The sequence below is a fragment of the Mycobacterium gallinarum genome (assembly GCF_010726765.1).
Taxonomy (GTDB): domain Bacteria; phylum Actinomycetota; class Actinomycetes; order Mycobacteriales; family Mycobacteriaceae; genus Mycobacterium; species Mycobacterium gallinarum.
The window spans coordinates 3814700-3841134 of the sequence record NZ_AP022601.1 but is presented as its reverse complement, the minus strand read 5'-3'; the positions used below and the strand labels follow the sequence as shown (position 1 = coordinate 3841134).

Annotated in this window: 26 protein-coding genes; 13 read left to right on the top strand and 13 right to left on the bottom strand. The window is 64.9% G+C overall.

Annotated features, from left to right (window positions below; translation table 11 throughout):
- Genes G6N42_RS18840 through G6N42_RS18825 form a run of 4 tightly spaced genes read right to left on the bottom strand, consistent with a single transcriptional unit; the run spans window position 1 to window position 4150 of the window.
- The gene (locus G6N42_RS18840; protein WP_163737785.1) at window positions 1-879 is read right to left on the bottom strand and encodes a TIGR03619 family F420-dependent LLM class oxidoreductase; all 879 of its coding nucleotides are present in this window, start codon (window positions 877-879) and stop codon (window positions 1-3) included.
- Window positions 880-884: 5 nt separating this feature from the next.
- Window positions 885-2066: a thiolase family protein gene (locus G6N42_RS18835; RefSeq protein WP_163731285.1), complete on the bottom strand. Its 1182-nt coding sequence runs from the start codon at window positions 2064-2066 to the stop codon at window positions 885-887.
- A complete protein-coding gene (locus G6N42_RS18830) occupies window positions 2067-3134 on the bottom strand; it encodes a thiolase family protein (protein WP_163731282.1) in 1068 nt (355 codons plus the stop codon).
- Between the two features lie 11 nt (window positions 3135-3145).
- A complete protein-coding gene (locus G6N42_RS18825) occupies window positions 3146-4150 on the bottom strand; it encodes a Zn-ribbon domain-containing OB-fold protein (RefSeq protein ID WP_163731280.1) in 1005 nt (334 codons plus the stop codon).
- A 58-nt stretch (window positions 4151-4208) separates the two neighbouring features.
- Here G6N42_RS18825 and G6N42_RS18820 point away from each other — a divergent pair, with 58 nt between their 5' ends.
- From G6N42_RS18820 to G6N42_RS18810, 3 genes are all read left to right on the top strand, one after another.
- Window positions 4209-5240 (top strand): LLM class F420-dependent oxidoreductase, encoded by a 1032-nt coding sequence (locus G6N42_RS18820; RefSeq protein ID WP_163731277.1) that lies wholly within the window; start codon window positions 4209-4211, stop codon window positions 5238-5240.
- A gap of 79 nt (window positions 5241-5319) precedes the next feature.
- Complete coding sequence (locus G6N42_RS18815; RefSeq protein ID WP_163731274.1) at window positions 5320-6033, top strand: acetoacetate decarboxylase family protein; 714 nt, start codon at window positions 5320-5322, stop codon at window positions 6031-6033.
- Between the two features lie 3 nt (window positions 6034-6036).
- Window positions 6037-7248: a cytochrome P450 gene (locus tag G6N42_RS18810; protein WP_163731271.1), complete on the top strand. Its 1212-nt coding sequence runs from the start codon at window positions 6037-6039 to the stop codon at window positions 7246-7248.
- Window positions 7249-7333: 85 nt separating this feature from the next.
- On the opposite strand, the gene G6N42_RS18805 is transcribed toward G6N42_RS18810, so the two are convergent.
- Entirely contained in the window at window positions 7334-8140 is an 807-nt protein-coding gene (locus G6N42_RS18805) for a crotonase/enoyl-CoA hydratase family protein (RefSeq protein ID WP_163731268.1), read from the bottom strand.
- 35 nt (window positions 8141-8175) lie between these two features.
- Between G6N42_RS18805 and G6N42_RS18800 the strand changes: the two genes are divergently transcribed.
- The 3 genes from G6N42_RS18800 to G6N42_RS18790 are packed head-to-tail and all read left to right on the top strand — an operon-like array spanning window position 8176 to window position 11779.
- A complete protein-coding gene (locus G6N42_RS18800; RefSeq protein ID WP_174262109.1) occupies window positions 8176-9864 on the top strand; it encodes an acyl-CoA synthetase in 1689 nt (562 codons plus the stop codon).
- A gap of 60 nt (window positions 9865-9924) precedes the next feature.
- Complete coding sequence (locus G6N42_RS18795; protein ID WP_163731261.1) at window positions 9925-11046, top strand: NAD(P)H-dependent flavin oxidoreductase; 1122 nt, start codon at window positions 9925-9927, stop codon at window positions 11044-11046.
- 25 nt (window positions 11047-11071) lie between these two features.
- Window positions 11072-11779, top strand: a complete 708-nt coding sequence (locus G6N42_RS18790; protein ID WP_163731258.1) for an alpha/beta fold hydrolase — start codon at window positions 11072-11074, stop codon at window positions 11777-11779.
- An 80-nt stretch (window positions 11780-11859) separates the two neighbouring features.
- Here G6N42_RS18790 and lpqN read toward each other — a convergent pair whose 3' ends face one another.
- Window positions 11860-12573, bottom strand: a complete 714-nt coding sequence (lpqN, locus tag G6N42_RS18785; RefSeq protein WP_163731255.1) for an envelope biogenesis lipoprotein LpqN — start codon at window positions 12571-12573, stop codon at window positions 11860-11862.
- A 455-nt stretch (window positions 12574-13028) separates the two neighbouring features.
- Window positions 13029-13235, bottom strand: a complete 207-nt coding sequence (locus tag G6N42_RS18780; RefSeq protein WP_163731252.1) for a hypothetical protein — start codon at window positions 13233-13235, stop codon at window positions 13029-13031.
- Window positions 13236-13273: 38 nt separating this feature from the next.
- Here G6N42_RS18780 and G6N42_RS18775 point away from each other — a divergent pair, with 38 nt between their 5' ends.
- The 3 genes from G6N42_RS18775 (at window position 13274) to G6N42_RS18765 (ending at window position 16779) form a co-directional block, all read left to right on the top strand.
- Window positions 13274-14800 carry a PucR family transcriptional regulator gene (locus G6N42_RS18775; RefSeq protein ID WP_163731249.1) on the top strand — a complete coding sequence of 509 codons (1527 nt, stop codon included), beginning with the start codon at window positions 13274-13276 and terminating at the stop codon, window positions 14798-14800.
- Between the two features lie 126 nt (window positions 14801-14926).
- On the top strand, window positions 14927-16192 hold the full coding sequence (locus G6N42_RS18770; RefSeq protein ID WP_163731245.1) for an NAD(P)/FAD-dependent oxidoreductase: 1266 nt from the start codon (window positions 14927-14929) through the stop codon (window positions 16190-16192).
- Between the two features lie 119 nt (window positions 16193-16311).
- Window positions 16312-16779, top strand: a complete 468-nt coding sequence (locus G6N42_RS18765; RefSeq protein WP_163731243.1) for a GreA/GreB family elongation factor — start codon at window positions 16312-16314, stop codon at window positions 16777-16779.
- Between the two features lie 228 nt (window positions 16780-17007).
- Here the strand turns inward: G6N42_RS18765 and G6N42_RS18760 are convergent, their stop codons facing one another.
- The 6 genes from G6N42_RS18760 to G6N42_RS18735 are packed head-to-tail and all read right to left on the bottom strand — an operon-like array spanning window position 17008 to window position 23293.
- Entirely contained in the window at window positions 17008-17655 is a 648-nt protein-coding gene (locus tag G6N42_RS18760) for a trimeric intracellular cation channel family protein (protein WP_163731241.1), read from the bottom strand.
- Window positions 17656-17710: 55 nt separating this feature from the next.
- Window positions 17711-18823 carry a glycosyltransferase gene (locus G6N42_RS18755; RefSeq protein WP_163731238.1) on the bottom strand — a complete coding sequence of 371 codons (1113 nt, stop codon included), beginning with the start codon at window positions 18821-18823 and terminating at the stop codon, window positions 17711-17713.
- Window positions 18820-19398, bottom strand: a complete 579-nt coding sequence (locus G6N42_RS18750) for a TetR/AcrR family transcriptional regulator (protein WP_163731236.1) — start codon at window positions 19396-19398, stop codon at window positions 18820-18822. Before G6N42_RS18750 ends, G6N42_RS18755 begins: the two co-directional genes overlap by 4 nt.
- A gap of 58 nt (window positions 19399-19456) precedes the next feature.
- Window positions 19457-20977: a long-chain-fatty-acid--CoA ligase FadD17 gene (gene fadD17 / locus G6N42_RS18745; protein ID WP_163731232.1), complete on the bottom strand. Its 1521-nt coding sequence runs from the start codon at window positions 20975-20977 to the stop codon at window positions 19457-19459.
- Window positions 20974-22098 carry an acyl-CoA dehydrogenase family protein gene (locus tag G6N42_RS18740; RefSeq protein ID WP_163731229.1) on the bottom strand — a complete coding sequence of 375 codons (1125 nt, stop codon included), beginning with the start codon at window positions 22096-22098 and terminating at the stop codon, window positions 20974-20976. The genes fadD17 and G6N42_RS18740 overlap by 4 nt, the downstream gene beginning before the upstream one ends.
- Before the next feature lie 13 nt (window positions 22099-22111).
- Window positions 22112-23293, bottom strand: a complete 1182-nt coding sequence (locus G6N42_RS18735) for an acyl-CoA dehydrogenase family protein (protein ID WP_163731226.1) — start codon at window positions 23291-23293, stop codon at window positions 22112-22114.
- A 159-nt stretch (window positions 23294-23452) separates the two neighbouring features.
- Between G6N42_RS18735 and G6N42_RS18730 the strand changes: the two genes are divergently transcribed.
- The 4 genes from G6N42_RS18730 to G6N42_RS18715 all read left to right on the top strand — a co-directional run bounded on the left by G6N42_RS18730 (window position 23453) and on the right by G6N42_RS18715 (window position 26435).
- Window positions 23453-23644, top strand: a complete 192-nt coding sequence (locus tag G6N42_RS18730) for a ferredoxin (RefSeq protein WP_163731224.1) — start codon at window positions 23453-23455, stop codon at window positions 23642-23644.
- Between the two features lie 12 nt (window positions 23645-23656).
- Window positions 23657-24565 carry a 3-oxoacyl-ACP reductase gene (locus G6N42_RS18725; RefSeq protein ID WP_163731222.1) on the top strand — a complete coding sequence of 303 codons (909 nt, stop codon included), beginning with the start codon at window positions 23657-23659 and terminating at the stop codon, window positions 24563-24565.
- Window positions 24566-24831: 266 nt separating this feature from the next.
- Window positions 24832-25593, top strand: coding sequence for an MlaE family ABC transporter permease (locus G6N42_RS18720; protein ID WP_083127371.1), 762 nt, complete (start codon window positions 24832-24834; stop codon window positions 25591-25593).
- On the top strand, window positions 25593-26435 hold the full coding sequence (locus G6N42_RS18715; protein WP_163731220.1) for an MlaE family ABC transporter permease: 843 nt from the start codon (window positions 25593-25595) through the stop codon (window positions 26433-26435). Before G6N42_RS18720 ends, G6N42_RS18715 begins: the two co-directional genes overlap by 1 nt.

Here is a 26435-nt window from a genome sequence, read left to right as displayed (position 1 = left end):
TCAGTCCTGCCAGCCAGAGTGGATGTAGGTATCGGCGAAGCGCTTCATCGCGTCCTTCTTCTGCTCCACCGGTGCGTCGAAGGCGAGGCCCTCGAACACCCACGGAATCCCGATGTAGTCGGTGACACCCGCCGCGGCGAGGTCGCGGTGGCCGTCGACACCGAACTTGTCGATACACACGGCCTGGTATTCGAACGGGTCGTCGGCACGCCCGCTCTCGGCCAGCAGCTTCTTGATCTTGCCGATCGTCTCGGCTAGCTGGTCGCAGGTCATCATCGCGCTGGTCCATCCGTCACCGATGCGGACGGCGCGTTTGAGCGCGACATCAGTGTGCCCGCCGACGTAGAACGGCACCGGCTCCGACGGTGCCGGGCTCATCTGCAGCCGGTCGAAGTCGTAGAACTCGCCGTGGTGTTCGACCATGCCGCCGGCGAGCACCAGCTTGATGACGTCGATCATCTCGTCGACGCGTTTGCCGCGCTTCGCGTAGGGCACCCCGCACCACTCGAATTCCTCGGGAGCCCAGCCGATCCCGACGCCGAAGCCGAATCGGTTGTTGGTGAGGTTCGCCACCGACCCGACCTGTCGGGCCAGCAGCAGCGGATTCCGCGAACCGAGCTTCATCACGTTGGTGTAGAAGCGCAGCTTCGACGTCACCGCACCCAATGCACCCGCGAGGATCAACGGATCGACCCAGGGTGAGTTCTCATCGAACATCCGCTTGCCGTCGGCAGTGTAGGGATAGTCGACGGACTGCTCCTCGAAATAGAAGATCGAGTCCGGCAGCGCGATGTTGTCGAAGCCGAGTTCTTCAGCCGTTTTGGCGATTTCGATCAGCTGGTCGAGTGGGCTGAACGCGATGCTGATGGTGTACTGCATGCGAGTCACGGTTTGTCAGCTCCCACGACCCACATCGAGTAATACTGTGCGCCACCGCCGTACGCGTGGCCCAGCGCTTTGCGAGCGCCCGGGACCTGATGATCGCCGCCCTTGCCCATCACCTGGATCGCCGACTCGGCGAACCGGATCATTCCGGAGGCGCCGATCGGATTCGACGACAGCACACCGCCGGAGGCATTGAGCGGAATGCGGCCGGTGATCTCGGTTTCGCCCGCCTCGGTGAGCTTCCACCCCTCGCCTTCCTTGGCGAAGCCGAGGCTCTCCAGCCACATCGGCTCGTACCAGGAGAACGGCACGTAGACCTCGGCGGCGTCGATTTCATCGATCGGGCTCTTGATGCCCGCTGCTTTCCACAGGGCGGCCGCGGCGTCCCGGCTGGCCTGCGGGTTGACCTGGTCGCGACCCGCGTAGGCAAGCGGTTCGGTGCGCAGCGACGTGGCATGAATCCAGGCGACCGGGTGACCGTTGGCGATATGCGCTTCTGCTGCTTCCTCGTTGCCGATCACCATGGCCGCAGCGCCGTCGGACGAGGGACAGGTCTCGTCGTAGCGGATCGGGTCCCACAGCATCGGGGACTCCATCACCTTCTCGACGGTGATGTCGGGCTGGTGCAGATGAGCCAACGGGTTCTTGGCGCCGTTGCGCCGATCCTTGACCGCGACGATCGCGCCGATGTGGCTCGGTGCACCCGAGCGACGGATGTAGGCGCGGATGTGCGGCGCGAAGTAGCCACCGGCGCCCGCACCGACCGGCTTGGTGAACGGCACCGGAATGCTCAACGCCCACATGGCGTTCGACTCGGACTGCTTCTCCCACGCCATCGTCAGCACGCGCTTGTACTTGCCGGACTGCACGAGGCTGGCGGCGACGATCGCGGTCGAGCCACCCACCGAGCCGGCCGTGTGCACGCGGATCAGTGGCTTGTTCGTGGCGCCGGTGGCGTCGGCCATGAACAGCTCCGGCATCATCACGCCCTCGAAGAAGTCGGGCGCCTTGCCGACCACCACGGCGTCGATGTCGTCGAACGTCGAGCCCGAGTCCTCGAGCGCCCGGTCGATGGCCTCGCGAACCAGACCGTTCATCGACACGTCGTGGCGCTTGGCGACGTACTTCGTCTGCCCGGTGCCGAGCACCGCTGCCAGGTGCTTTTGGGATGGACCCGCCATCTAGTTCTTCCCTTCCAGAACGGCAACCAGATTCTGTTGCAGCGCAGGGCCACTGGTCGCGTGGGCCAGCACCCGCTGCGCGGAGCCGTCGAAGATGTGCTGTGCCGCGAAGCCGATGCGCTCCAGACCGGCCGAGAACATCGGGTTGGCCGCGAGGGGGCCACCTGAGGGATTGATCTTCGTCTTGTCCGTCAGCCCGATGGCTTCCTTCAGGATCAGCTGTTGATGGGTGAACGGTGCGTAGATCTCCGCCACCTCGATCGAACCCGCATCCCCGCCGGTCGCAGTCTTGGCCGACGCCGCGGTCGACGGCGAGGTGGTCAGATCGCGCGCACCGAGGATCGGCGTCTCGATGCGGTGCTCGATACCCGTTATCCAGGCCGGGTTTTGACGAAGTTCCCGTGCTTTGTCGCCGGCGGCGAGGACGATCGCCGACGCGCCGTCGGTGATCGGGGCGATGTCATGGCGGCGCAGTGGATCGGCGAAGAACGGCCGGGACAGCAACTCGTCGACGCTTCCGGTGACCTCTTCTTTGTCGGTACGTCCGCCCGCGGCGTAGGAATCCAGCGCCACCTGAGCCATCTGCTCGGCGGTCCATTTGCCGGCGTCCAGGCCTGCCCGGGCCTGCAGACCGGCCATCGACACCGAGTCCGGCCACAGTGGCGCGACGGTGTAGGGATCGGTCTGCAATGCCAGAACGCGTCGCAGCGTGCCCGCTGATGACTTACCGAACCCGTAGACCAATGCGGTTTCGACCTGACCGGTGAGCAGCTTGATGTAGGCCTCGTACAGCGCCCACGCTGCGTCCATTTCGACGTGGCTTTCGTTGATCGGTGGAACCGCACCGATCGAGTCGATCGCCGAGATGAACGAGAAGGCCCGGCCGGCAAGGTAATCCGAGGAGCCCGAGCACCAGAAGCCGATGTCGGTCTGCTGCAGGCCCAGCTCGTCGTACAGCTTGCCGAAGCACGGCATCAACATCTCGACGCCGTTGGTGGTGCCGTCGGTGCGGCGGACGTGGGGTGCGTGTGCAAAGCCCACCACTGCTACATCATTCGAACCAGTCATCACAGGGCCCTTTACAGGTGGTGCTTGTAGGAGTCGTAGTCCGCGTCGGGCTCACCCGTCGGCCGGAAGTAGTCGATGTTGTCGATGCCCAGGCCCCACTGCTCGCGAGGCTTCCACACGGCCTGCACCCGCATGCCCATCCGGACGTCCGCCGGGTCGATCTCGGTGACCAGATGCAGGAACGGGATGTCGGCGCCGTCGAGAAGCACGTACGCCGCGACGTAGGGCGGCTTGATGCGCTGTCCGGGAAACGGGATGTTGATGATGGCGAAGGTGGTGACGGTGCCCTTGTCGTCGAGTTCGAGGAACTCGTCGAGTTCCAGGCCGGTGGCCGGATCGGCCTCCTTCGGCGGGAAGTACACGGGGCCTGGCTTATCGCCGCGTCCCTTCTTGGTCCGCGCCGCGAGCAGCTTGCCTTCCTCGAGCGCACGCAGGAACCTGCTCTCGGGCAGCGAGGCGGTGTGCTGGATCTCGATCATCGACGGCGACACCTGGATCTTGACCGGTTCGCGATCGTCGGGCTTGCCTTCGGGTTCCGTGTCTTCGCCGGGCAGAAAGTAGGCGATGTCGGTGATCGCGCCGACCGGTTCGTCGATCCAGTGCGCATGCACCCTGGTGCCGGTGCTGATCGCGTCCGATGACCCGGCGTCCACCGCGTGCAGCAGCGGGGTGTCGGCGCCGTCGAGCTTGATCAGCGCCCACGCGAACGGCTTGTCGAGCGGCTGGCCCTCCAGCGGCGTCGACTGCCAGGTCCACGACATGACCGTTCCGACGCTGCTCACCGGTACGACCTCGGTCAGGGGCTCGTACGTCACGGGGTCATACTCAGCGGGCGGCACGTGCACCCGCCCGTCCGAACCGCGTACGCCGACGATCCGTCGCTCTCGCAGGGCGGTGAAGAACTGGGATAGGAGTGGTCCGACTGAACGGGTGTAGTCGAATGAGAGCTTCAGCGGAGCCGAGAGAGGCCGCTCATGCTTGTCGATCTGCACCGGGCTGCTTTGGCCTGTGGTCACGGCATCGAGTAGAACAGGTTCTAAGAATGGTTTCAACCATGGGTCTGGAGGCGGGCTAATGAAGCTGGGTTTGCAGTTGGGTTATTGGGGCGCGCAGCCACCGGAGAACCATGCCGAACTCGTGGCCGCGGCCGAGGAGGCCGGCTTCGACACCGTCTTCACCGCCGAGGCGTGGGGTTCGGACGCATACACGCCGTTGGCCTGGTGGGGGCGCGAAACCACGAAGATGCGGCTCGGCACGTCGGTCATCCAGCTGTCGGCGCGGACGCCGACGGCGTGCGCGATGGCCGCGCTGACGCTCGACCACCTCTCCGGTGGTCGGCACATCCTCGGTCTCGGGGTGTCGGGGCCGCAGGTGGTCGAGGGTTGGTACGGCGCCAAGTTCCCCAAGCCGCTGGCCCGCACCCGCGAGTACATCGACATCTTGCGCCAGGTCTGGGCCCGCGAGGCGCCGGTGCACAGCGACGGCCCGCACTATCCGCTGCCGCTGACCGGCGAGGGCACCACCGGGCTCGGCAAGAACCTGAAGCCGATCACCCACCCGCTGCGCGCCGACATCCCGGTGATGCTGGGCGCCGAGGGACCGAAGAACGTCGCGTTGGCCGCCGAGATCTGTGACGGCTGGCTGCCCATCTTCTACTCGCCGCGGATCGCCGGCATGTACAACGAGTGGCTCGACGAGGGTTTCGCGCGTCCCGGCGCGCGGCGCACCCGCGAGACGTTCGAGATCTGCGCGACCGCACAGGTCGTCGTCACCGACGATCGCGCCGAGATCATGGAGTTGATGAAGCCCCACCTGGCGCTCTACATGGGCGGGATGGGCGCCGAGGACACCAACTTCCACGCCGACGTCTACCGCCGTATGGGGTACGCCGAGGTGGTCGACGACGTCACCAAGCTGTTCCGTTCCGATCGCAAGGACGAGGCGGCGAAGATCATCCCGGACGAGCTCGTCGACGATTCGGCGATCGTGGGTGATCTCGCCTACGTGCAGGAACAGATCAAGGCGTGGGAGGCCGCAGGCGTGACGATGATGGTGGTCGGTGCGCGCTCACCCGAACAGATCCGGGATCTCGCTGCACTCGTCTAGAACTCGGCGGCGAGCCGCCAATCCAATTCGGGTAGACACTTCCTTGCTAGTTGTCTAGTCCGCGTTCTAGATTGACCCGATGAGCCAGCACACCATCGCGGGCACCGTGCTCACCATGCCGGTCGAGGTCCGCAAAGCGACTCAGCACATGGCGATGTTCTCGGTGGACGCCGACGCTGCCCAGGCGATGATTGACTACAGCGGTCTGCAGGTCTGCAGATACCGGCCGAACCGCGCGATGGCCGTGCTGATGCTGATGCGCTACATCGACACTGATCTCGGCGAGTACTACGAGTACGGCACCAACATCATGGTGAACCCACCGGGATCGGATGCGAAGGGACTGCGCGCCCTGCAATCGGCGGGGGCGTTCGTCCACCACCTGCCCGTCGACCAGCCGTTCACCCTCGAGGCCGGGTGCAAGATCTGGGGCTACCCGAAGGTGATGGCCGACTTCACGATTCGCGACGGCCACACGTATTCGTTCGACGTGACGATCGACGGCCAATTCGCCGTCGGGATGGACTTCAAGCCCGGCCTACCGATGCCGTCGGCTTTCACGTCCAAGCCGCAGGAGCAGCCAACTTACTCATACCGGGACGGCGTCCGCCGCCGGACCCTCGGAACGATGACGATGACCGACGCGCGCTACCGGCCCGGCGGTGCGACCGTGCGTCTCGGCGAACATCCCTACGCCAAAGAACTCGCCTCGCTAGGCTTCCCGAAACGCGCGATGGTCTCCGGTTCGGCAGGCAACGTGGCGATGTCGTTCGCAGACGCGCAGGAGGTTTGAAACATGGCGGCGCCGACAGTATCCACGAAGCCGGACGTGGACCTTGCCGATGGCGGGTTCTATGCCGACCGGCCTGCATCCCGCGAGGCGTACAAGTGGATGCGGGCCAACGAGCCGGTGTTCCGGGACCGCAACGGATTGGCCGCGGCCACAACGTACGAGGCCGTGATCGACGCGGAGCGAAACCCCGAGTTGTTCTCGAACGCCGGCGGTATCCGTCCCGATCAAGACGCGCTGCCGATGATGATCGACATGGACGATCCGGAACATCTGTTGCGCCGCAAGCTCGTCAATGCGGGCTTCACGCGGAAGCGGTTGAAGGTTCAAGGCGATTCGATCAGCTCGCTGTGTGACTATCTCATCGATCGGGTCTGCGAGCGGGGTGAGTGCGACTTCGTCAAAGACATTGCCGCGCCGCTGCCGATGGCGGTGATCGGCGACATGCTCGGCGTGCTGCCCGAAGAGCGAGAGCTGTTCCTCAAGTGGTCTGACGACATGATGGAAGGCCTGAGTTCCACTGTGTCCGAGGCCGATATGCAGGTCACCTTGGATGCCTTCATGGCTTACAACGAGTACACCATGAACAAGATCGAACAGCGTCGAGCGGAGCCGACCGAAGACCTGATAAGCGTGCTGGTGCACGCGGAGGTCGACGGTCAGCGGTTATCCAACGACGACATCCTGCAAGAGACCCTGCTGATCCTCGTGGGCGGCGACGAGACCACACGCCACACGATCTCCGGTGGAATCGAACAGCTCATCCGCCACCCCGAGCAGTGGGAGCTGTTGCAGAACAACCCCGACAAGATCCCCCTCGCGATCGAGGAGATGCTGCGCTGGACCTCACCGTTGAAGAACATGGCGCGCACGATCACCGCCGACACCGAGTTTCATGGAGCACAGCTGCGCAAGGGCGAGAAAATGCTGCTGATGTTCGAGTCGGCGAACTTCGACGAGGCCCAGTTCGGCGACCCCGAGAAATTCAACATTCAGCGAGATCCGAACAGCCATTTGGCATTCGGCTTCGGCACGCACTTCTGTCTGGGTAATCAGTTGGCCCGAATCGAGCTCATCAACATGATCGGCGCGGTCCTGAAGCGGCTGCCCGATCTCCAGTTGGCGTCCGACGCCGTGCTGCCGTTGCGGCCAGCTAACTTCGTCAGCGGCCTCGAGTCGATGCCGGTGACGTTCACCCCGACGAAGCCCGTGGGCTAGCCGAGCGTGCGAAAACTCTTGACAATAGACGGCGTGTTGCCCGCAGACACGCACGGTCGGGCAGGGTTCTGAGCTAGCGCTGCTGCTACTTCATCTTCCAAACGGGCTTGCGCTTCTCGAGGAACGCCTTCGGCCCCTCCTTGGAGTCCTCGGAGAGGAACACCGGAATGCCGTTCTGGGTGTCCGGCTTGAAGGCGTCGTTCTCGTGCATGCCTTCGGTCTCGCGAATGGTCTTCAGGATCGCCTGAACCGCGAGCGGACCGTTGTTGTTGATCACCTCGGCGATCTCCAGCGCCTTGTCCAGTGCCGAGCCGTCGGGCACCACATAGCCGATCAGACCGATCTCTTTGGCCTCGGCGGCGGTCAGGTGGCGGCCGGTCAGCAGGATGTCGCAGGCAATCGTGTAGGGGATCTGCCGGACCAGTCGGACCGCGGAGCCGCCCATCGGATACAGGCTCCATTTCGCCTCCGAAACGCCGAATTTGGCGCTCTCCCCCGCCACCCGGATATCGGTGCCCTGCAGGATCTCGGTGCCGCCCGCGATGGCCGGGCCCTCGACGGCCGCGATCAGCGGCTTGGTCAAGCGACGGCCCTTGAGCAGTGCGTCGATGCGCGTCGGATCGAAGCCGCCCTTGAAACTGTCGCCGGGCGACTGCTGATCGGCTTTCTTCAAGTCCATGCCCGCGCAGAAATAGCCGCCGGCACCGGTGAGGATGCAGGTGCGTATCTCTGGATCTTCGTCGACGCGGTCCCACGCGTCCACCATGATCGACATCATCTCGGTGGAAAGTGCATTGCGCTTCTCCGGCCGGTTCATGGTGACGATCAAGGTGTGTCCGCGCTGCTCAATGAGGGCATCGGGGCCATTTTCCGGTTTTCCTTCGTCGCTCACGAACTAGTCCGCCTTCCAGCGTCGATGCCACAGACTTGTCTGGAAATGTAACACGTTCTAGTTTATGTGCTGTGGCCCTGAACATTGCCGATCTTGCCGAGCACGCCATCGATGCCGTGCCAGACCGTGTCGCCCTCATTTCCGGTGACGTACAGCTGACCTACGCCGAATTGGAGGAGAAGGCCAACCGTTTGGCCCACTACCTCCTCGACCAGGGCGTGAAGAAGGACGACAAGGTCGGGCTGTACTGCCGCAATCGCATCGAGATCGTCATCGCGATGCTGGGCATCGTCAAGGCGGGCGCGATTCTGGTCAACGTCAACTTCCGCTACGTCGAGGGCGAGCTGAAGTACCTGTTCGACAACTCGGACATGGTCGCGCTGGTGCACGAGCGCCGCTACGCCGACCGCGTCGCCAACGTGCTGCCCGAGACACCCGCCGTCAAGACCATCCTTTCGATCGAGGACGGCAGCGACGACGACTATCAGCGTTACGGCGGTGTCGAGTTCTACTCGGCGCTGGAGCAGGGCTCGCCCGAGCGCGACTTCGGTGAGCGCAGCGCCGACGACATCTACCTGCTCTACACCGGCGGCACGACCGGCTTCCCCAAGGGCGTGATGTGGCGCCACGAGGACATCTACCGAGTGCTGTTCGGCGGCACCGATTTTGCGACCGGCGAGTTCGTCAAGGATGAGTACGACCTGGCCAAGGCCGCCGCGGAGAACCCGCCGATGATCCGCTACCCGATCCCGCCGATGATCCACGGCGCCACCCAGTCGGCCACCTGGATGTCGATCTTCTCGGGTCAAACCACCGTGCTCGCACCGGAGTTCGACGCCGACGAGGTGTGGCAGACCATCGAAAAGCACAAGGTGAACCTGCTGTTCTTCACCGGCGACGCGATGGCTCGTCCGCTGCTGGACGCGTTGACCAAACTGCACGACGGGGGCCGCGAGCCCGACCTGTCTTCACTGTTCCTGCTCGCCAGCACGGCGGCGCTGTTCTCGACGAGCATCAAGGAGAAGTTCCTCGAGCTGCTCCCCAACCGGGTGATCACCGACTCGATCGGTTCCTCGGAAACCGGCTTCGGCGGCACCAGCATCGTGGCAAAGGGCCAGTCGCACACCGGCGGACCGCGCGTGACGATCGACCATCGCACCGTCGTTCTGGACGAGGACGGCAACGAGGTCAAGCCGGGCTCCGGCGTGCGCGGAATGATCGCCAAGAAGGGCAACATCCCGGTCGGTTACTACAAGGACGAGAAGAAGACTGCCGAGACGTTCAAGACGTTCAACGGTGTGCGCTATGCGATTCCGGGTGACTACGCCGAGGTCGACGCGGACGGCTCCGTGACGATGCTCGGCCGCGGTTCGCAGTCCATCAACAGTGGCGGCGAAAAGATCTACCCCGAAGAGGTCGAGGCCGCACTCAAGGGCCACCCGGACGTCTTCGACGCGCTGGTGGTCGGGGTGCCCGACGAGCGGTACGGCAACTGTGTGGCCGCCGTCATCCATCGCCGCGAAGGCACCAACCCCACGCTGGCGGAACTCGACGCGTTCGTCCGCAATGAGATCGCGGGTTACAAAGTGCCGCGCAAGGTTTGGTGGGTCGACGAAATCCACCGCACACCGGCGGGCAAGCCCGACTACCGGTGGGCCAAGGACACCACCGAGGAGCGGCCCGCCGACGACGCACACGTCAAGCATGCGGGCAGCACCTCCTAGCGGGGCGTGGGGGTACCTCCCGCGCGAAGCGTAGGGGGACGAAGCGACGGGGAGAAATACATGCGTACCGAGCTGTGTGACCGCTTCGGCATCGAATATCCGATATTCGTCTTCACGCCGTCGGAGAAGGTCGCCGCCGCGGTCAGCAAGGCCGGCGGTCTCGGCGTGCTCGGCTGCGTGCGGTTCAACGACGCCGACGATCTCGAGAACGTGCTGTGCTGGATGGACGAGAACACCGACGGTAAGCCGTACGGTGTCGACATCGTGATGCCGGCCAAAGTCCCGCAGGAGGGCACGGCCGCCGATATCGGCAATCTCATCCCGCAGAGCCACCGTGACTTCATCGACAAGACGCTCGCCGATCTCGGCGTTCCGCCGTTGCCCGAGGATGAGGAGCGCAGCGCGGGTGTGCTCGGCTGGCTGCACTCGGTGGCCCGCTCGCACGTCGAGGTGGCGCTCAAGCACCCGATCAAGTTGATCGCCAACGCCCTCGGCTCACCGCCGAAGGACGTGATCGATCAGGTGCACGCGGCCGGGGTGCCGGTGGCGGCCCTGGCCGGTAGCGCCAAGCACGCGCAGCGTCATGCCGAGAATGGGGTCGACATCGTCGTGGCGCAGGGTCACGAGGCGGGTGGACACACCGGCGAGATCGGCTCGATGGTGCTGTGGCCGGAAATCGTTGATGCGCTTGACGGTAAGACCCCGGTGCTGGCGGCAGGCGGTATCGGCACCGGGCGGCAGGTCGCCGCGGCCCTCGCACTGGGCGCCCAGGGAGTGTGGATGGGTTCGGCGTTCCTGACATCGGCCGAGTACGACCTGGGCCATCGCAAGCCGTCCGGTGTGTCGACGATCCAGGAGGCCCTGCTGCGGGCCACCTCGAGCGATACCGTGCGCCGCCGCATCTACACCGGTAAGCCCGCGCGCCTGCTGAAGTCGCGCTGGACCGACGCCTGGGATGCGCCCGATGCACCCGAGCCATTGCCGATGCCGCTGCAGAACATCCTCGTCAGCGAGGCCCATCAGCGGATGAACGAATCGGACAATCCCGACACCGTCGCGATGCCCGTCGGCCAGATCGTCGGACGGATGAACGAGATCCGGCCGGTCGCCGACATCATCGCCGAGTTGGTATCCGGTTTCGACGAGGCCTCGAAGCGACTGGACGGCATCCGCGGCAACTAGCTCACGCTCGGCGTATTGTCCGCGAATGTCGATATACGCGATGGTGCACGGTGCGTGGCACGGCGCATGGTGCTGGGAACGACTGACACCCGAACTGGAAGCCCTTGGCCACCGCGTGGTTGCGATGGACCTACCGATCGAAGACAGCGCGGCAACATTCGACGACTACGCGAACCTCGTGTGTGCCGCCACCCAAGACGTCGGCGGGGCAGACCTCATACTTGTGGGGCACTCGATGGGCGGCCAGACCATCCCCCTCGTGGCGGCGCGGCGCCAGGTGTCACGCCTCGTGTATCTCTGCGGCGTCCCGCCGGTTCCAGGGCGAACTTTTCTGCAGCTGATGGCTGATGAATCGGACATGCTGAATTCCGACTACACACGCGGTCTCGGTGAGAAGGATTCCGAAGGTCGCCGGGGGTGGGTCGACAAAGAGTTAGCCCGCATTCATCTCTACGGCGACTGTGACGAACGCACGGCGTCAACGGCATTCACGCGCCTTCGACGGCAATCGCTGGCGCCGTACACATTTCCGTGCTCGCTGCCTGCACATCCCGATGTCGATACGTCCTACATCGTATGCGCAGAGGATTGTATGGTCAGCCCCGACTGGTCGAGGCGGATCGCAAGCGACTGGCTCAGCGCCGACCTCATCGAACTGCCCGGAAGCCATTCACCGTTCTACTCACGTCCGAGAGTGCTTGCCGCGCTGTTGCATCAGTTGGGCGGGGGCTGACACACGAAATCCACGTTTTGCAGACGAAGTGCGAGTAGGGGTCTGCAAAACGTGGATCTCGAGCGCGCAACAGTGCTACATCACGGGGTGATGGTCGTCTGCTCGTCGATGACATCCGTTGCCGCGCCGACGATGTCGCCCTGGTTCTCCAGGCCGTCAGCATTGAGCTGCAGCACGTACAGGCCGTCGGCTCCGGGGATCACGACGGTTTTCTGGGCGACGATCTTGGTCTGCCCCTCCGACTCCCAGGTGCCGCCGAGCTGGTAGGCCGGGTAGTTGCCGAGCGTGCTGTTCTGACCCTCGTTCGACGCGCTCCAGCCCGGCAGGTTCTGCAGTTCGCCGGGCGCCAGGTCGATGATCCTCTGCGGGTCGACGTTGCCGGTCAGCTTCGAAACCAGCGCGACGATGCTCGGGGAGTACTCGGCGGCTTCGGGGCCGGTGTAGATGATGGCGCCGTAGGCCCACTCCGGGGTGTTCTCGCCGGCCGGCTCCCATCCTTCGGGGATCGGCAGATCGATGGTGGGTGAGCCCGGGTCGCCGCGCTTGACCGGCGTCTCCTGGATGTTGTTCTCCTTGATGTAGCTGGCGATCGTCGGGTTCGGGCCGGCGGCATCCTCATCGCGCGGAGCGACTTTGGCCGTCGTCGTCGGTGTGGCCTCGTCCGTGGTGGTGGTGGTCGTGGTCTCCGACTCGCTGGTGCTTGGTTCGGTCTTGGTGTCCGAGCCACAGCCGGACAACACCAGGGCCAGAGCGGCAGCCAACGCCGCCGCTCCGGTGATCGCCGTGCGCCTCATCAGTCACTCCTGTCGTCCTGCAACGCGTGTCGCCGTCCTGGCAAACATGGCCGGTTGCTTTGGTCGTGACGAAGCGTAATCGAAAAGGGCCTCTATGAAGGGCGAGTAGTTCTACTCGATGTGAAATCCGGCAAACGGAAGCCGGAGCGTGTCCGATTTGTTCACGACACCTCGCGGTGGCCTGACATAGCGGCGGGGCCATGCAGATTCGTCTGACATCAACCGTCTCAGGTATTCACCAGCGACCTCACAGCCTCGCTGGACTTCTGCCGGCTGCTCGGGCTGCCGGTGCCGGGCTCTGACGCACCGCATGTGGCGGTCGCGGCGATGCATCCGGGGTGGGTGACGCCGTCGTCATCGCACAGCCGGATTGCCCTGGCACTCGGTGTCGGCACGCCTGGCGAGGTCGATGCACGGCTCGAAAAGGTGACGGCGGCAGGTCATTCCGAACCACCTCAGCGGGACACCAGCGAGCGCGCGGAGAAGGGCAGCCCTTCATCGAGGAGACGCCGGGCGTTACGGAACCGCGGGATGCGTCGCGGCGCCGTATCCGTGGGCGGCGGTGCAATGGCGCTGCAGGGTGCGGGCGAACCGTCCATCGTCTCCGCGGCCTCGATCAGGTCGGCTAGCGCAGTGGTCGGTGCGAACTCGCGGGGCCCCACATTGACCGACAATAGACTTGGCTGAAAAGGAGAAGTGCGTGGTCACTTTGGACCGCTTGGTGAACGTGCTGGGAAGCTACGGCGTCCGACTGCGTTTCTGTCCGATACCGCGCTCCACGGAACTCGGCAGCGTCGTGGTGCACGAGGTTGCAGGCGGCCGCACGGTCACTGGCGACGTGCTGCTGGCCATCGGGGCGCGTTCGGTGGACGAGGCGCTGCGGTGGGCGGTGTCGGCGCACGCCGTGGTTGTTCTTCTGCGCGACCACGATGACACCACTACCTTCGCCGGGATGGACGAGGGCGTCGCGATGATGGTTGTCGATGCATCGGTTTCCTGGAGCGAGCTATCGGCTGTCGTCTACGGGCTGGTTCTGGAAGGTCGGGAAACCGAATCCGGCCGCGGTCCAACCGATCTGTTCGCCCTCGCCGACAGCCTGGCCGAGATGGTCGGTGGCGCGGTCACCATCGAGGATCCGTTGTCGCGGGTGCTCGCGTACTCCACGATGCAGCAGAACGCCGACCCGGCGCGTGTCGCGACGGTCATGGACAGGCAGGCGTCGGCGAGTCTGCGCGAATTCTTCGAAGCTCGTGGTGTTTTCGCGCATCTGGCAACCTCTGACGAACCGCTGTTCGTCAGTGCGGACAACGATCGCGGAATGTCGGGCCGCATGGTCGTTGCGGTGCGTTCGGGGACAGAGCTCATGGGGTCGTTGTGGGTTTCCTGCCTCGAGCCGCTGGTCGAACCCGAACGGACGGCGTTGGCCGACGGGGCCCGCACAGTGGCCTTGCATCTGTTGCGCTCACGCGCCAGCGCGGATTTGGAGCGTCAGGTCGAGTCCGAATTGGTGCTGCGCCTCCTGAACGGCAGCCCCGATGCCGCGGCGTCGGCCAGCAGACTCGGTTTGGCGCCGGGCCGTATGCGCGTGATCGCGGTGCAGGCTTTCATCGACTTCGATCGAGACGCGGGTCTTCTCCTCGCCTTCGAGCGGGCGACGACCGGGTTCGGTTGGTCACGTCCCGGCCGCAGTGCCCTCTCCGGCAACACGGTGTACACGTTGTTGCCGGGCGAGCAGGCGGGGTCCGCTCGACGGTGGTTCGCGGGTCTGCGGGCGTCTCTGCCTGATCGGTTGACCGTGTTGGCCGGTATCAGCAAGGCCGCCGCCGCCGCAGATCTGCCGGCGGCGCGTCAGGAAGCTGACGAATGCCTGGCGCTGCACGGGGTCAAGCCGGCTGATGCCCCGCCGCCGGCCTATGACGAGTCGTGGGACGAGATCCTGCTGCAACGGCTTCGGACAGCGGCGCGCTCAGGCCGGACCCCCGACCGCGGACCCGTCGCCGAGTTGCGACGCCACGACGCCGATCACACCACCGACTATGTGTCGACTCTGAGGGCCTGGCTGGAGGCCATGGGCGACCCGGCCGAAGCGGGCAACCGATTGGGCGTGCACGAGAACACCGTGCGGTACCGCTTGCGCAAGATGGGCGAGATCACCGACCTTCAATTGGACGACGCCCGCAAGCGGCTGGCGATGATGATCGAACTCGCGGCCACTCAGGCCGACTGACCGCACCGTTTGTCGGATCACCACAACGGCGCCGCCGTTGGTTGTCCCCCCGCGGCAACCCTTGCCGTCGCTGGTCAGGCCACCATGGGGTTGTCCGTAGGTGGATTCAGCGATGGAGGTATGGCAATGGTCGGCGACGAGCGTATCGATGGCGGTCCGCGGTCTGCGGTCGTGGTCGGCGCAGGCATCGTCGGGTTGTCGACGGCGTGGTTCCTGCAGGAGAGGGGAGTCGACGTCACCGTGGTGGACCGCGCGGGCGTAGCCGCCGGAGCCTCTCGGGGTAACGCCGGCTGGATCTCACCCGCGTTGACGATGCCGCTGAACTCTCCGAAACTGCTTCGCTACGGTTTGCGATCATTGCGCGACCGGAACGCTCCTCTGCACATCCCGTTGTCCGCGGACACTGCACTGTGGTCGTTCCTGATGCAATTCGCAGCCAACTGTCGCCCGTCGGCGTGGATTCGCGCGGTGCGAGCCAACGTGCCACTCAACGAGGAATGCATCGAGGCATACGACGTTCTTGTCGGGAACGGGGTCGACGCGCCCGTGACCGATGCTCCGATCACGGCGGTGTTCCGAACGACGCGTGACGCGGAGAACATGTTGCGCGACCTCCGTGCCCTCGAGAACGCCGGACAGTCGGTGTTCGTCACCGGGCTGTCTGGTGAGGCACTGCGCGAGCAGGTTCCGCTGGCGTCGCCGGCGATCACCGCCGCGCTCAACGTCAACGGTCAACGATTCGTGGATCCGGGTCGTTTCGTCACAGCCCTGGGAAAAGCTGTCGAAGAGCGGGGAGCCACCATCCTCACAGAGGATGTGCGGGACGTCTGCAGCTCCGGTAACTCAGCGACGGTGTTGCCCTACCGCGGCAAGCCGTTGACCGCCGACGCTGCGGTGATCGCCACCGGCGCCTGGTTGTCACGACTGGCGGGCAGCCGACTGCGGGTACCGGTGACGGCCGGTCGCGGCTACTCGTTCACCGTGCCCGTCGACCGGCCCATACCCGGTCCCATTTACCTGCCGGACGCGCGAGTGGCCTGCACTCCCTTCAACGGGGCACTGCGGGTCGCGGGCACGATGGAGTTCCGCGACCCGCATGAACCATTGATGGCTGAACGTGTCGGCGCAATCGTCGCCTCCGTGAGCCCGCTCATGGAAGGGGTTCGCTGGGCCGAACGCAGCGACATCTGGGTCGGTCCGCGCCCGATCACCCCCGACGGCCTGCCGTTGATCGGTGAGATGTCTCGCAACGTGTATGTCGCTGGCGGGCACGGAATGTGGGGTCTCGCACATGGGCCGATCACCGGCAGACTCCTGACTGAGCAGATCACGACCGGCAAGCAACCCGAAGCGCTGCGGCCGTTCGATCCACAGCGGCGGGCTGTCGCCTAGATCGAGGATGTCGCCCGTTTACGGGCACTGCGAGTCGTCAGGGGCGGGGCTCTATGCCCGCCCCTGACGGCAACCAATTACGGGGCAATTGTCGGCTCTTGGCAATGAAAGGAACGAATATGACTAGTGCACAACGCGTCTGGATCTCTACCGAAGCCTATGACGGTCTACAGCAGGAATTGGCCACCCTGCGCCAATTGTGCAAGACCGCCGCTGCGGATGGGGATATCGGCGAAGATGCCACCGCGATTCAGCGCGCCCGGCAAGCCCGGATACAACAGATTCATGACCTGCTCGTTTACGCCGTTGTGGGCGAGGACCCGCCCAATGACGGTATCGCCGAACCGGGCATGGTCGTCACCGTCCGATACGACGATACCGGGGATACCGAATCGTTTCTCTTCGGTGTTCGCGGCGCTGAGCACGGCGATATCGAGGTCTACTCCATTCAATCTCCGCTCGGCGCGGCCATTCTCGGTGCGCGTTCCGGTGAGCAGCGCACGGTCAAATCGCCAAGTGGTGCTGAGCTGCCCGTCACGATGTTGGTAGCCGTTCCCTACGGTTTACACACCGCTGAGATGGGTTAGCGGGAGGACGAGGCCGAAACTGATTGCGACGCTTGATGTCCGACCATGGAAGGAGTAAAGAAATGCTTTCATCACTCGAAAGGATCGCCGAAGCTCATCTCGGAAATGAAATGCGGCACAACGACGACCGCGTACTGGCACCTATCGCTTTGGAGCGATGGGAATCCGACGGGGGAGCAAGCCCGCGCGCACAGCGGTGGACTTACCCGACCAACTGATACGCAGTCGCTAGCGCGAACCATTTTGTTCGTGGCGCCAACCCGGCGGCTGAGGTGCGTGCAGGTCGAATCGGATGCCCACCATGCGGATCGCGAAGCAGACGAGCGCCGCACCGAGTGCGGCAAACGTTCCGTGGTAGCCGACGCTGTCGGCCGCGACCGCACAGCCTGCACCGATGAGGGCAGGGATGGCGTAGAGCTCGCTACGTAGGACGCTGGGAATCCGACCGATCAGCACGTCGCGAATCGTGCCACCCCCGACGGCTGTGATCGCGCCGACAATGATCGCCTGCACCACACCGAATCCCAAGTCGAGCGCCTTATAGGCACCCAGGACGGCGAAGACGCTCAATCCGATGGCGTCGAGAACGTTGATCACGGCGGCCAGTCGGTGCAGAACTCGGCTCAGCGCAAAGGCGATCAAGCCACCTGCCGCCGCCAGTGCGAGGTAGCGCCAGTCGACGAATGTAGCCGGTGGCAAAGCATCGAGCAGGACATCGCGGATGGTGCCACCGCCAAGACCGGTGAACATTCCGAGCGTGACGACGCCGACTATGTCCAGCCGCTCGGCGCGGACCGCGGTCAGCGCGCCGTTGAGCGCGAACGCGAAGGTGCCGACGAGATCGAGGATCAGCCACAGCGGTGAGTCAGCCAACATGACAGAGGTATACCGCGTGGGCTTCCGGCGATCACGGGGCGGCGCGCCCACCAGGCTAACGATACGGACTGACGACCCCTGAGCGCAGGAATTCTTCGATCGCGTCGGCGGCCACCTCGGCGCCGTCGCGTTGACGGATACGGGCGCCGATGCCGGCAGCGGCATCGCGGTACGCGGGGTCGCCCAACGCCTTCTCGATGGCTGCGCGAATACGTTTGCTTCCAGCATGTTTCGACAGCAAAATGCCGGCGCCGACGCTTGAGATTTGCGCTCCGACCCGTTTCTGGTCGATGAGCGGATTCGCTGGCATGACCACCAGGGGGACACCGAACGACAGCGCGCGCATCGCGGTGCTGTGGCCGCCATGCCCGACCACCAGCGATGCGCAGGCCAGTACCTCGTCGTGGTCGAGCCATGAATGCAAAGAACAGTTGGCTGGCACCCGCAGTCCAGCGGAGTCGATGCCAGGGCCGACGGTGACGATCGCCTCCACGCCCAGTGGCTCGATGGCGTCGAGGATGTTCTGCAACATGCGCCGTTGGCCGGCGTAAGCACAGGTGCTCAGGCTGACCAGAATTCGCGGTGTCGAAGCCGGGATCGCCTGTGTCGGCACGCTTTGCCACACCACGCCGACGTGGTGGACCGGTGGGGAACCCCGCATGGGGTCCAGATCCGCTCGGGCAGTGACGATCTGCAACAGAGCACCGGGGTCGGCACGCAGCGGCGTGATGCCCCGGAGTCGGTGTAGCCATCCGAGGGGGCTCGACAGCATGTCCTGAACCCCTCGGTAGAAACAGTGCACGAAGGCTACCGCTGGGATCTTCGCGTTGACTACCTCGGTGATCGCGGCACCGAATACGACGTCGACCACGACCGCGTCGGCTCCGATGCGTCGCGCGACATCCACCGCACATTGCCCGTAACGCCGGTCCATGGTGACCTTGGCGAAGTCGGTCATCATGGCGGGCAATGTGCGACGGGCGACCGGATCGAAGCGGCGTCCGTTGGCGAAATCCTCAAAGGCAAGACCCTCGCTCTCGATTCGTTCCCGCAGCCCCGAATGACCGAGGACTTGGATCTCGGCGCCCCGATTCGTCAGTGCACGTGCGACTTTCAACTGCGGAGGTACGTTGCCGCCGCCATCGAACATGACGAAGAGAATTTTCATGCGCTGAGCACCGCTTCCGTCATCAGCAGCATGCGATCGCAGACGTCGCCCACCGAGAGTCCACGATCGTGCCGAAGGAGTTTCCAGGTGTAGACATCGGTCGCGACCACCAGCACGTCGATCAGCCGGGAACGTTCGGCTGGCCGTTGGGGCAGGCGGGCGCCGAACACCTGCTCCACCCATCCGCGATGGCCGAGACGGCCCGCGCTGTTCATGCGCTGTGCCCTGGCGTCTTTGTCGTCCTGGGCCAGGGTGGCGAGGACCATCGTGCCGCGACGCTCGTAGTGCTCGATCAGGATCTCCAGCGCGGCTGCCGGATCGTCAGGCGGTGGTTCACGCTCGGCGCGGATGTCGTCGAAGAGCCGCTGCCATGCGGCATCGATCAACGTCTCGCGATTGCCGAAATGCCGAAGTAGCGTCTTGACCGTCACATCGGCGCGCTCAGCCACCGCCGGCAGCGTGATGGCGAACGTTCGTTCTGCCTCGAAGGCGTCAATGGCAGCGTCGATGATCGCGTCGCGGGTGGCGTCTTTCGCCTGCTGACGCGCGCGCATGTCGTACCTGCGCGATTTCATGTCCACAGCAATGTACATCAAATGTGCATTTGATGTACATGGGTAAGGACATCAATTCTCAGCGCTGAATCGGATACACCGGGTCGTCGCAGTCGGTCCCTTCGGCCTGCAACCGGCGTTTGATCACCTTGAACGTCTCGGTGCGGGGTAGGTCGGTGCCGACCCGCACATACGACGGCCATTGCTTGGGTCCGAGGTCGGATTGATCGGCGAGGAATTCGCGGAACTGCTCCGGATCGAACGACGCGCCCTCGACCAACACCACGGCCGCCATGACCTGGTCTCCGACATCGGGCGCGGGAATGCCGTACACCGCCACTTCGACGACGTCGGGATGGCGCAGCAGCACCCGCTCGATCGGCGCTGAGCCGAGGTTCTCACCGTCGACGCGCATCCAGTCACCGAGCCGGCCGGCGAAGTACGCGTAGCCGTTCTCGTCGCGGTAGGCCAGATCGCCGCTGTGGTAAGCCCCGCCGCGCATCCGTTCGGCGTCGGCGCCCGGATCGTTGTAGTAGCCCTCGAAACGCCCAGCGCTCGATGTGTTCACCAACTCGCCCGTGACGCCGGGCGGGCAGGGCTCCCCGGTCTCGACGTCGAGAATTTCGGTGCCTTCGGGCAGCGGGCCGAGCGACCCCGGCGGGGTGTCCGGTGTGCGGCCGATCGCGATACCGCCCTCGGTCGAACCGAACCCGTCCATCACCAGGGTGTTGAACCGGCTGGCGAATCTCTCGACGTCGGCGGGTGCGCCCTCGTTGCCGTAGACGGCGCGCAGCGGATTGTCGGCATCGTCGGGTTGTTCGGGAGTGGCGAGCACATACGACAGCGGTTTGCCCACGTAGTTGGCGTACGTCGCACCGAACCGACGGACATCCGGCAAAAACTGCGACGCGGAGAACTTGCGCCGCAACGCAAGTGAGCTTTGTGAAGCCAAGGCCACGGCCCAGCCGACCAGCACCGCGTTCGAGTGGAACAACGGCATCGACACGTAGCAGACGTCCCGGGACCCGAGCTCGAATCGCTGCGTCATCATCTGACCCGCGATGGCGACCTTGCCCTGGCTGCACTTGACCGCCTTGGGGTCCCCGCTGGTGCCCGACGTATAGATCAGCATGAACAGATCACCAGGGTCGGCGTCGTAGGCGACGACGGGTTCGTCGGAGTAGCGCGCCACCTCGGCTGCCCACTGCGGTGAGTCGACGTCGATGTGCTCGATATCGCCGACGACGGCCGCCGATGCCGAATCCGCAAGCACCACCTGGCAATCCGCGTGCGTGACGTCGCGCTGCAGCGCCGCGCCACGGCGCACCGGGTTCAACCCCACCGGCACGATTCCGGTCAACCCCGCCGCCACCAGAACCGACGAGAAGAACGGGGTGTTCTGAAGCAGCACACCTACATGCGGCGGCCGCTCAGGATCCATGCGCGCACGCAGCGCAGCCGCCACCGCAGCGCCGTTGGCGATGTGCTCACGCCACGTGGTGAACGTGTCCTCGAAGTAGACCCCGCGGTCGTCGACGTCGACCAGCGGTGCGATCAGCGAGGTTACGGTGGGAAGCTCGCTTCCCGTCGCCGGATTCAAGCGGGCGTGTCGGCCAGTTCACGACCGATGCGCAGCAGCTGCCCGGTGGCCCCGCCGACCGCGAACTCGGTCTGCTTGGCCGCCAGGAAGTACCTGTGCACCGGGTGATCGGTGTCGATCCCGACGCCGCCGTGCACGTGCACCGTGGTGTGGGCGACGCGATGCCCCGCCTCGGCCGCCCAGAACGCCGCGGTGTTGACCTCGACGTCGGCAGGCAGGTCTTCGGACAACCGCCACGCCGCCTGGGTCACCGTCAGTCGCAGCGCCTTGACGTCGATGTAGCCGTCGGCCAACCGTGACGAGACGGCCTGGAAGCTGCCGATCGGCCGCTCGAACTGCTCACGCTCGCGGGCGTATTCGGCCGTGAGCTCGAGTGCGCGCTCCACCACACCGAGCTGAAAAGCGCTGCGGCCCAACGTGCCATGCGTGGTAAGCCAGGCGAGTACCTCGTCGCCCGCTGAGCCGGCAGTTGAGCCTGTGCCGCCGACGACACGGTCGGCGCCCAACTCGACACCGCGGAGTTCCAGATGGCCGACGCTGCCGTGTCCGGTGGTGCTCAGCGACTCGACAGTGACACCGGAATCGGAGGCGGCGACCACGAAGACCTTGGTGCCGGAATCGGTTTCGGCGGGCACGAGGAACGCGTCGGCGACCGGGCCGTAGCTCACCTGGGTGCGGCTGCCGGTCAACCGGAATCCGTCACCGTTCGCACTCGCCTGCACCGGGCCTTCACCCATCTCACCGTCGAGCGCGACGGACAGGATCTTCTGCCCGTTGACGGCGGGCACCGCCCACTCCTGCTGCAGGGCTTCGGACCCGAATGTCGCCAGCGCGCCCGCGGCCAGCACCGCCGATTCCAGGTACGGCACCGCGGCCATCTGCCTACCGAGTGCGACGAGAACCGCGACCTGCTCCAGTACTCCGAATCCGCCGCCGCCCAGGGACTCCGGCGCAGCGGTGGACAAGATGTCGGCCTCGATCAGCTTGCTCCACAGCGTCTTGTCGAAGCGTTCGTCGAGACCGTCGAGTTCGCGTTGGCGTTCCGGCGTGCTGACCGACTCGGTGATGGTGCGCGCCAGACCTCCGAGATCCTCGGATGCCTCAGTTGTCTTGAAGTCCATGTCGTCTCAGTCCTTACCGGTTGACCCTGGGCAGGCCGAGGGCGACCATGCCGATGATGTCGCGCTGGATCTCGTTGGTGCCGCCACCGAAGGTGAGGATCAGGCACGAGCGGTGCATGCGTTCGATGCGGCCCCGCAGCAGGGCTCCGGGGGTGTTCGTGCGCAGTGTCGCGGCGGTGCCGAGCACCTCCATCAGCAGTCGGTAGGCCTCGGTGGCCAATTCGGTGCCGTACACCTTCGCGGCCGACGCGTCAGCCGGTGACGGGGCGGCATCCGTGGAGGAGGCGAGCTCCCAGTTGATGAGCTTGAGTACTTCGGCCTTGGCATGCACCCGAGCCAGGTTCAGCTGAACCCACTCGGAGTCGATCACGCGCCTGCCATGGGCGTCCTTGGTGTTCTGTGCCCACTCGCGGACACCGTCGAGCGCCGAGAAGATCGGCTGCGCGGAAACCAGTGCGACGCGCTCGTGGTTGAGCTGATTGGTGACCAGCTTCCACCCCGCGTTCTCCTCGCCGACGAGGCTGGACACCGGCACCCGCACGTCCTGGTAGTAGGTGGCGCTGGTGTCGACGCCGGCCATGGTGTGCACCGGCGTCCAGGAGAAGCCCTCGGCCGTCGTCGGCACGATGAGCATCGAGATGCCGCGGTGTTTCTTGGCCTCCGGGTTGGTGCGCACCGCGAGCCACACGTAGTCGGCGTAGGCGATCAGGCTGGTCCACATCTTCTGACCGTTGATGACGTAGTCGTCGCCGTCGCGTACCGCCGTGGTCCGCAGCGCGGCCAGGTCGGTGCCGGCGCCCGGCTCGGAGTATCCGATCGCGAAGTGCAGTTCTCCGGCGGCGATCTTGGGCAGGAAGAACTTCTTCTGCTCGTCGCTGCCGAAGTGCATGATCGTCGGCGCGACGCTGTTGATGGTCAGGAATGGCACCGGGACGTTCGCGATTGCGGCCTCGTCGTTGAAGATCAGTCCGTCCATCGGCGGGCGCGCCTGGCCGCCGTACTCCTTGGGCCACGAGAGCGTCAGCCACCCGTCCTTGCCCATTTGGGCGACCGTTTCGCGATAGACGTTGCCCCGCCCCATCTCGCCGTCGCTGGAGGCCAGCGCTTCGGCGCGCTCGGGGGTCATCAGCTTGGTGAAGTACGCCCGTAGCTCGCGACGCAACTCCTCCTGCTCTGGGGTGTAGCCGATCCGCATCGCCTTGTCCTAACTTCTGTAGAGCACCGGTATACGTGCACCAGGCTTGAACCGAAGTCCAGCCCGACTTCACTCCCGGTTGTAACACGTTCTAGTCTTGGGGTCCAGGCCGGTGCCACACTGGTTGCTCGAAGCAGCCCCGAGCGCAAGGAGTGCGTCATGCGAGTGGAAGTGGACCGTGACCGTTGCGAGGGCAACGCCGTATGCGTTGGAATCGCCCCCGACCTGTTCGATCTCGACGACGACGATTATGCGGTCGTCAAGGCCGATCCGGTGCCCGCCGACCAGGAGGACCTGGCGGAGCAGTCGATCGCCGAGTGCCCGCGAGCAGCCCTGATCCGCAGAGACTAGAGGTATTCATAAATGACTGCAGATGCGACTGATCTTTCCGGCCTCGTTGCCGTGGTGACCGGCGCGGCCGCCGGGCTGGGCCGCGCCGAGGCCATCGGTCTGGCGCGCGCCGGCGCCACCGTCGTCGTCAACGACATCGCAGGTGCGTTGGACCGCTCCGACGTGATCGACGAGATCGTCGCCGCGGGTTCAAAGGCGGTCGCGGTCGCCGGTGACATCAGCGAGCGGTCGACGGCCGACGAGCTGGTGTCCACCGCCGACGGCCTCGGCGGTCTGAGCATCGTCGTCAACAATGCGGGCATCACGCGCGACCGCATGCTGTTCAACATGACCGATGAAGACTGGGATGCGGTTATCGCGGTCCATCTGCGGGGTCACTTCCTGCTGACTCGCAACGCAGCCACCTATTGGCGCAGTAAGGCCAAGGAGAACGACGGCCGCGTCTACGGCCGCGTCATCAATACGTCGTCCGAGGCCGGCCTGGTCGGGCCGGTCGGGCAGGCGAACTACGGCGCCGCGAAGGCGGGCATCACCGCGCTGACGCTGACGATGGCGCGGGCCTTGGAGCGCTACGGCGTGCGGGCCAACGCGATCGCGCCCCGCGCCCGCACCGCGATGACCGCCGACGTTTTCGGCGAGGCGCCGGAGCTGACCGAGGGGCAGATCGACTCGCTGTCGCCCGAGCATGTCGTCACGTTGGTGCAATTTCTGGCCTCGCCCGCTGCGGAAGGCGTCAACGGACAGCTCTTCATCGTTTACGGTCCTACTGTGACGCTTCTTGCGGCGCCAACGGTCGAAGCTCAGTTCAGCGCACTGGGTGACGCCTGGAAACCTACGGACCTGTCAATTACATTGCGCGACTACTTTGCTGAGCGCGGCTCGGATGCGAATTTCGCAGCGACCGACATTATGAATTCATAAGCTCGATAATCTTGACCGCTCCCAACTTGGGAGACTAGAACACGTTCTAATATGGCGTGTGTCACACCGGCTTTGACCAGCGCGAATATAACAATTTGGACCTTTTTTCCGGTTCTTTGACACTGTGAACTTGTTCTAGTTAGTATGATCCGGCTCACTAAGAGCAGTGCTTAAACCACGGGTGTAAAGCAAGCGTCGGCGACGTTATCCGAAGTCTTCGCCACGCGAGCCCTCCGCCCGCCACCGCAGAGAAACGGAGCCCGAGGTTGATCGAACAGCTCGCGGCACCGACTCGGGCCGTGGGCGGTTTCTTCGAAATGTCGATGGACACCTTCGTCAAGATATTTCGACGCCCCTTTCAGTTCCGCGAGTACCTCGACCAGACGTGGATGATCGCGCGGGTTGCGCTCATCCCGACCCTGTTGATCTCGATCCCGTTCACGGTCCTGGTCGCCTTCACCCTCAACATTCTCTTGCGCGAGATCGGTGCGGCGGACCTGTCCGGCTCCGGTACCGCGTTCGGCACGGTGACGCAGCTGGGCCCGATCTCGACCGTGCTCGTGATCGCCGGCGCCGGCGCCACCGCAATCTGCGCCGACCTGGGTGCCCGCACCATCCGTGAAGAAATCGATGCGATGCGAGTGCTCGGCATCGATCCCATTCAGCGCCTTGTGGTTCCGCGTGTGCTGGCCTCGACCACCGTCGCTCTGCTGCTCAACGGCTTGGTGATCGCGATCGGTCTCACCGGCGGTTACGTGTTCTCCGTACTGCTGCAGGGGGTGAACCCCGGTGCGTTCATCAACGGTCTGACGATCCTGACCGGCTTGGGCGAGTTGGTGATCTCCGAAGTCAAAGCCCTGTTGTTCGGTGTGATGGCAGGCCTCGTCGGCTGCTACCGCGGCCTGACCGTCAAGGGCGGACCCAAGGGAGTCGGAGAGGCCGTCAACGAGACCGTCATCTATGCGTTCATCTGCCTTTTCGTCATCAACGTTCTGATGACCGCAATCGGCGTTCGGGTGCTCGGCTGATGAGCTACGACGTGACGGTGAGGATGCGGCGGGCGCTCGGATGGCTTCCCAAGGCCGTCGACACGTTCGGCGAGCAGGCGTTGTTCTACGCCGAGTCGGTCCGGTACATGCCGAACGCCGTGCGGCGCTACGGCAAGGAAACGACCCGGCTGATCGCGGAGATGACGCTCGGCACCGGCGCGCTGGTCCTCATCGGCGGCACGGTCGGCGTCGCGGCGTTCCTCACCCTGGCCTCCGGCGGTGTCATCGCCGTACAGGGCTACGAATCGCTGGGCAACATCGGCATCGAGGCGCTGACCGGCTTCCTATCGGCGTACCTCAACGTGCGCATCGTGGCGCCGATCATCGCCGGCATCGCGCTCGCGGCGACCATCGGTGCGGGCACCACGGCCCAACTGGGGGCGATGCGTATCTCCGAGGAGATCGACGCCGTCGAATCGATGGCCGTGCACTCGATGTCCTATCTGGTGTCCACCCGCATCGTCGCCGGGCTCATCGCGATCATTCCGCTGTACTCGCTCGCTGTCTTGGCCGCGTTCTTCTCGGCCCGCACCATCACCGTCTTCGTCAACGGACAGTCCGGCGGGCTGTACGACCATTACTTCAACACGTTCCTGATCCCGACCGATCTGCTGTGGTCTTTCGCTCAGGCGATCGTGATGGCGGTCGCGGTGATGTTGGTCCATACCTACTACGGCTACAACGCATCCGGCGGACCCGTCGGCGTCGGTGTCGCGGTGGGTAAGGCGGTCCGGACCTCGCTGATCGTCGTCGTCATCATCACTCTGTTCATCTCCCTGGCCGTGTACGGTGCCACCGGAAACTTCAACCTCTCGGGTTAA

Excerpts from the sequence above, each read along its gene's own strand:
- G6N42_RS18840 (WP_163737785.1), bottom strand. The coding sequence starts at position 879 with ATGCAGTACACCATCAGCATCGCGTTCAGCCCACTCGACCAGCTGATC.
- G6N42_RS18835 (WP_163731285.1), bottom strand. The coding sequence starts at position 2,066 with ATGGCGGGTCCATCCCAAAAGCACCTGGCAGCGGTGCTCGGCACCGGG.
- G6N42_RS18830 (WP_163731282.1), bottom strand. The coding sequence starts at position 3,134 with ATGACTGGTTCGAATGATGTAGCAGTGGTGGGCTTTGCACACGCACCC.
- G6N42_RS18820 (WP_163731277.1), top strand. The coding sequence starts at position 4,209 with ATGAAGCTGGGTTTGCAGTTGGGTTATTGGGGCGCGCAGCCACCGGAG.
- G6N42_RS18815 (WP_163731274.1), top strand. The coding sequence starts at position 5,320 with ATGAGCCAGCACACCATCGCGGGCACCGTGCTCACCATGCCGGTCGAG.
- G6N42_RS18810 (WP_163731271.1), top strand. The coding sequence starts at position 6,037 with ATGGCGGCGCCGACAGTATCCACGAAGCCGGACGTGGACCTTGCCGAT.
- G6N42_RS18795 (WP_163731261.1), top strand. The coding sequence starts at position 9,925 with ATGCGTACCGAGCTGTGTGACCGCTTCGGCATCGAATATCCGATATTC.
- G6N42_RS18790 (WP_163731258.1), top strand. The coding sequence starts at position 11,072 with ATGTCGATATACGCGATGGTGCACGGTGCGTGGCACGGCGCATGGTGC.
- lpqN (WP_163731255.1), bottom strand. The coding sequence starts at position 12,573 with ATGAGGCGCACGGCGATCACCGGAGCGGCGGCGTTGGCTGCCGCTCTG.
- G6N42_RS18770 (WP_163731245.1), top strand. The coding sequence starts at position 14,927 with ATGGTCGGCGACGAGCGTATCGATGGCGGTCCGCGGTCTGCGGTCGTG.
- G6N42_RS18765 (WP_163731243.1), top strand. The coding sequence starts at position 16,312 with ATGACTAGTGCACAACGCGTCTGGATCTCTACCGAAGCCTATGACGGT.
- G6N42_RS18760 (WP_163731241.1), bottom strand. The coding sequence starts at position 17,655 with ATGTTGGCTGACTCACCGCTGTGGCTGATCCTCGATCTCGTCGGCACC.
- G6N42_RS18755 (WP_163731238.1), bottom strand. The coding sequence starts at position 18,823 with ATGAAAATTCTCTTCGTCATGTTCGATGGCGGCGGCAACGTACCTCCG.
- G6N42_RS18750 (WP_163731236.1), bottom strand. The coding sequence starts at position 19,398 with ATGAAATCGCGCAGGTACGACATGCGCGCGCGTCAGCAGGCGAAAGAC.
- G6N42_RS18740 (WP_163731229.1), bottom strand. The coding sequence starts at position 22,098 with ATGGACTTCAAGACAACTGAGGCATCCGAGGATCTCGGAGGTCTGGCG.
- G6N42_RS18735 (WP_163731226.1), bottom strand. The coding sequence starts at position 23,293 with ATGCGGATCGGCTACACCCCAGAGCAGGAGGAGTTGCGTCGCGAGCTA.
- G6N42_RS18730 (WP_163731224.1), top strand. The coding sequence starts at position 23,453 with ATGCGAGTGGAAGTGGACCGTGACCGTTGCGAGGGCAACGCCGTATGC.
- G6N42_RS18725 (WP_163731222.1), top strand. The coding sequence starts at position 23,657 with ATGACTGCAGATGCGACTGATCTTTCCGGCCTCGTTGCCGTGGTGACC.
- G6N42_RS18715 (WP_163731220.1), top strand. The coding sequence starts at position 25,593 with ATGAGCTACGACGTGACGGTGAGGATGCGGCGGGCGCTCGGATGGCTT.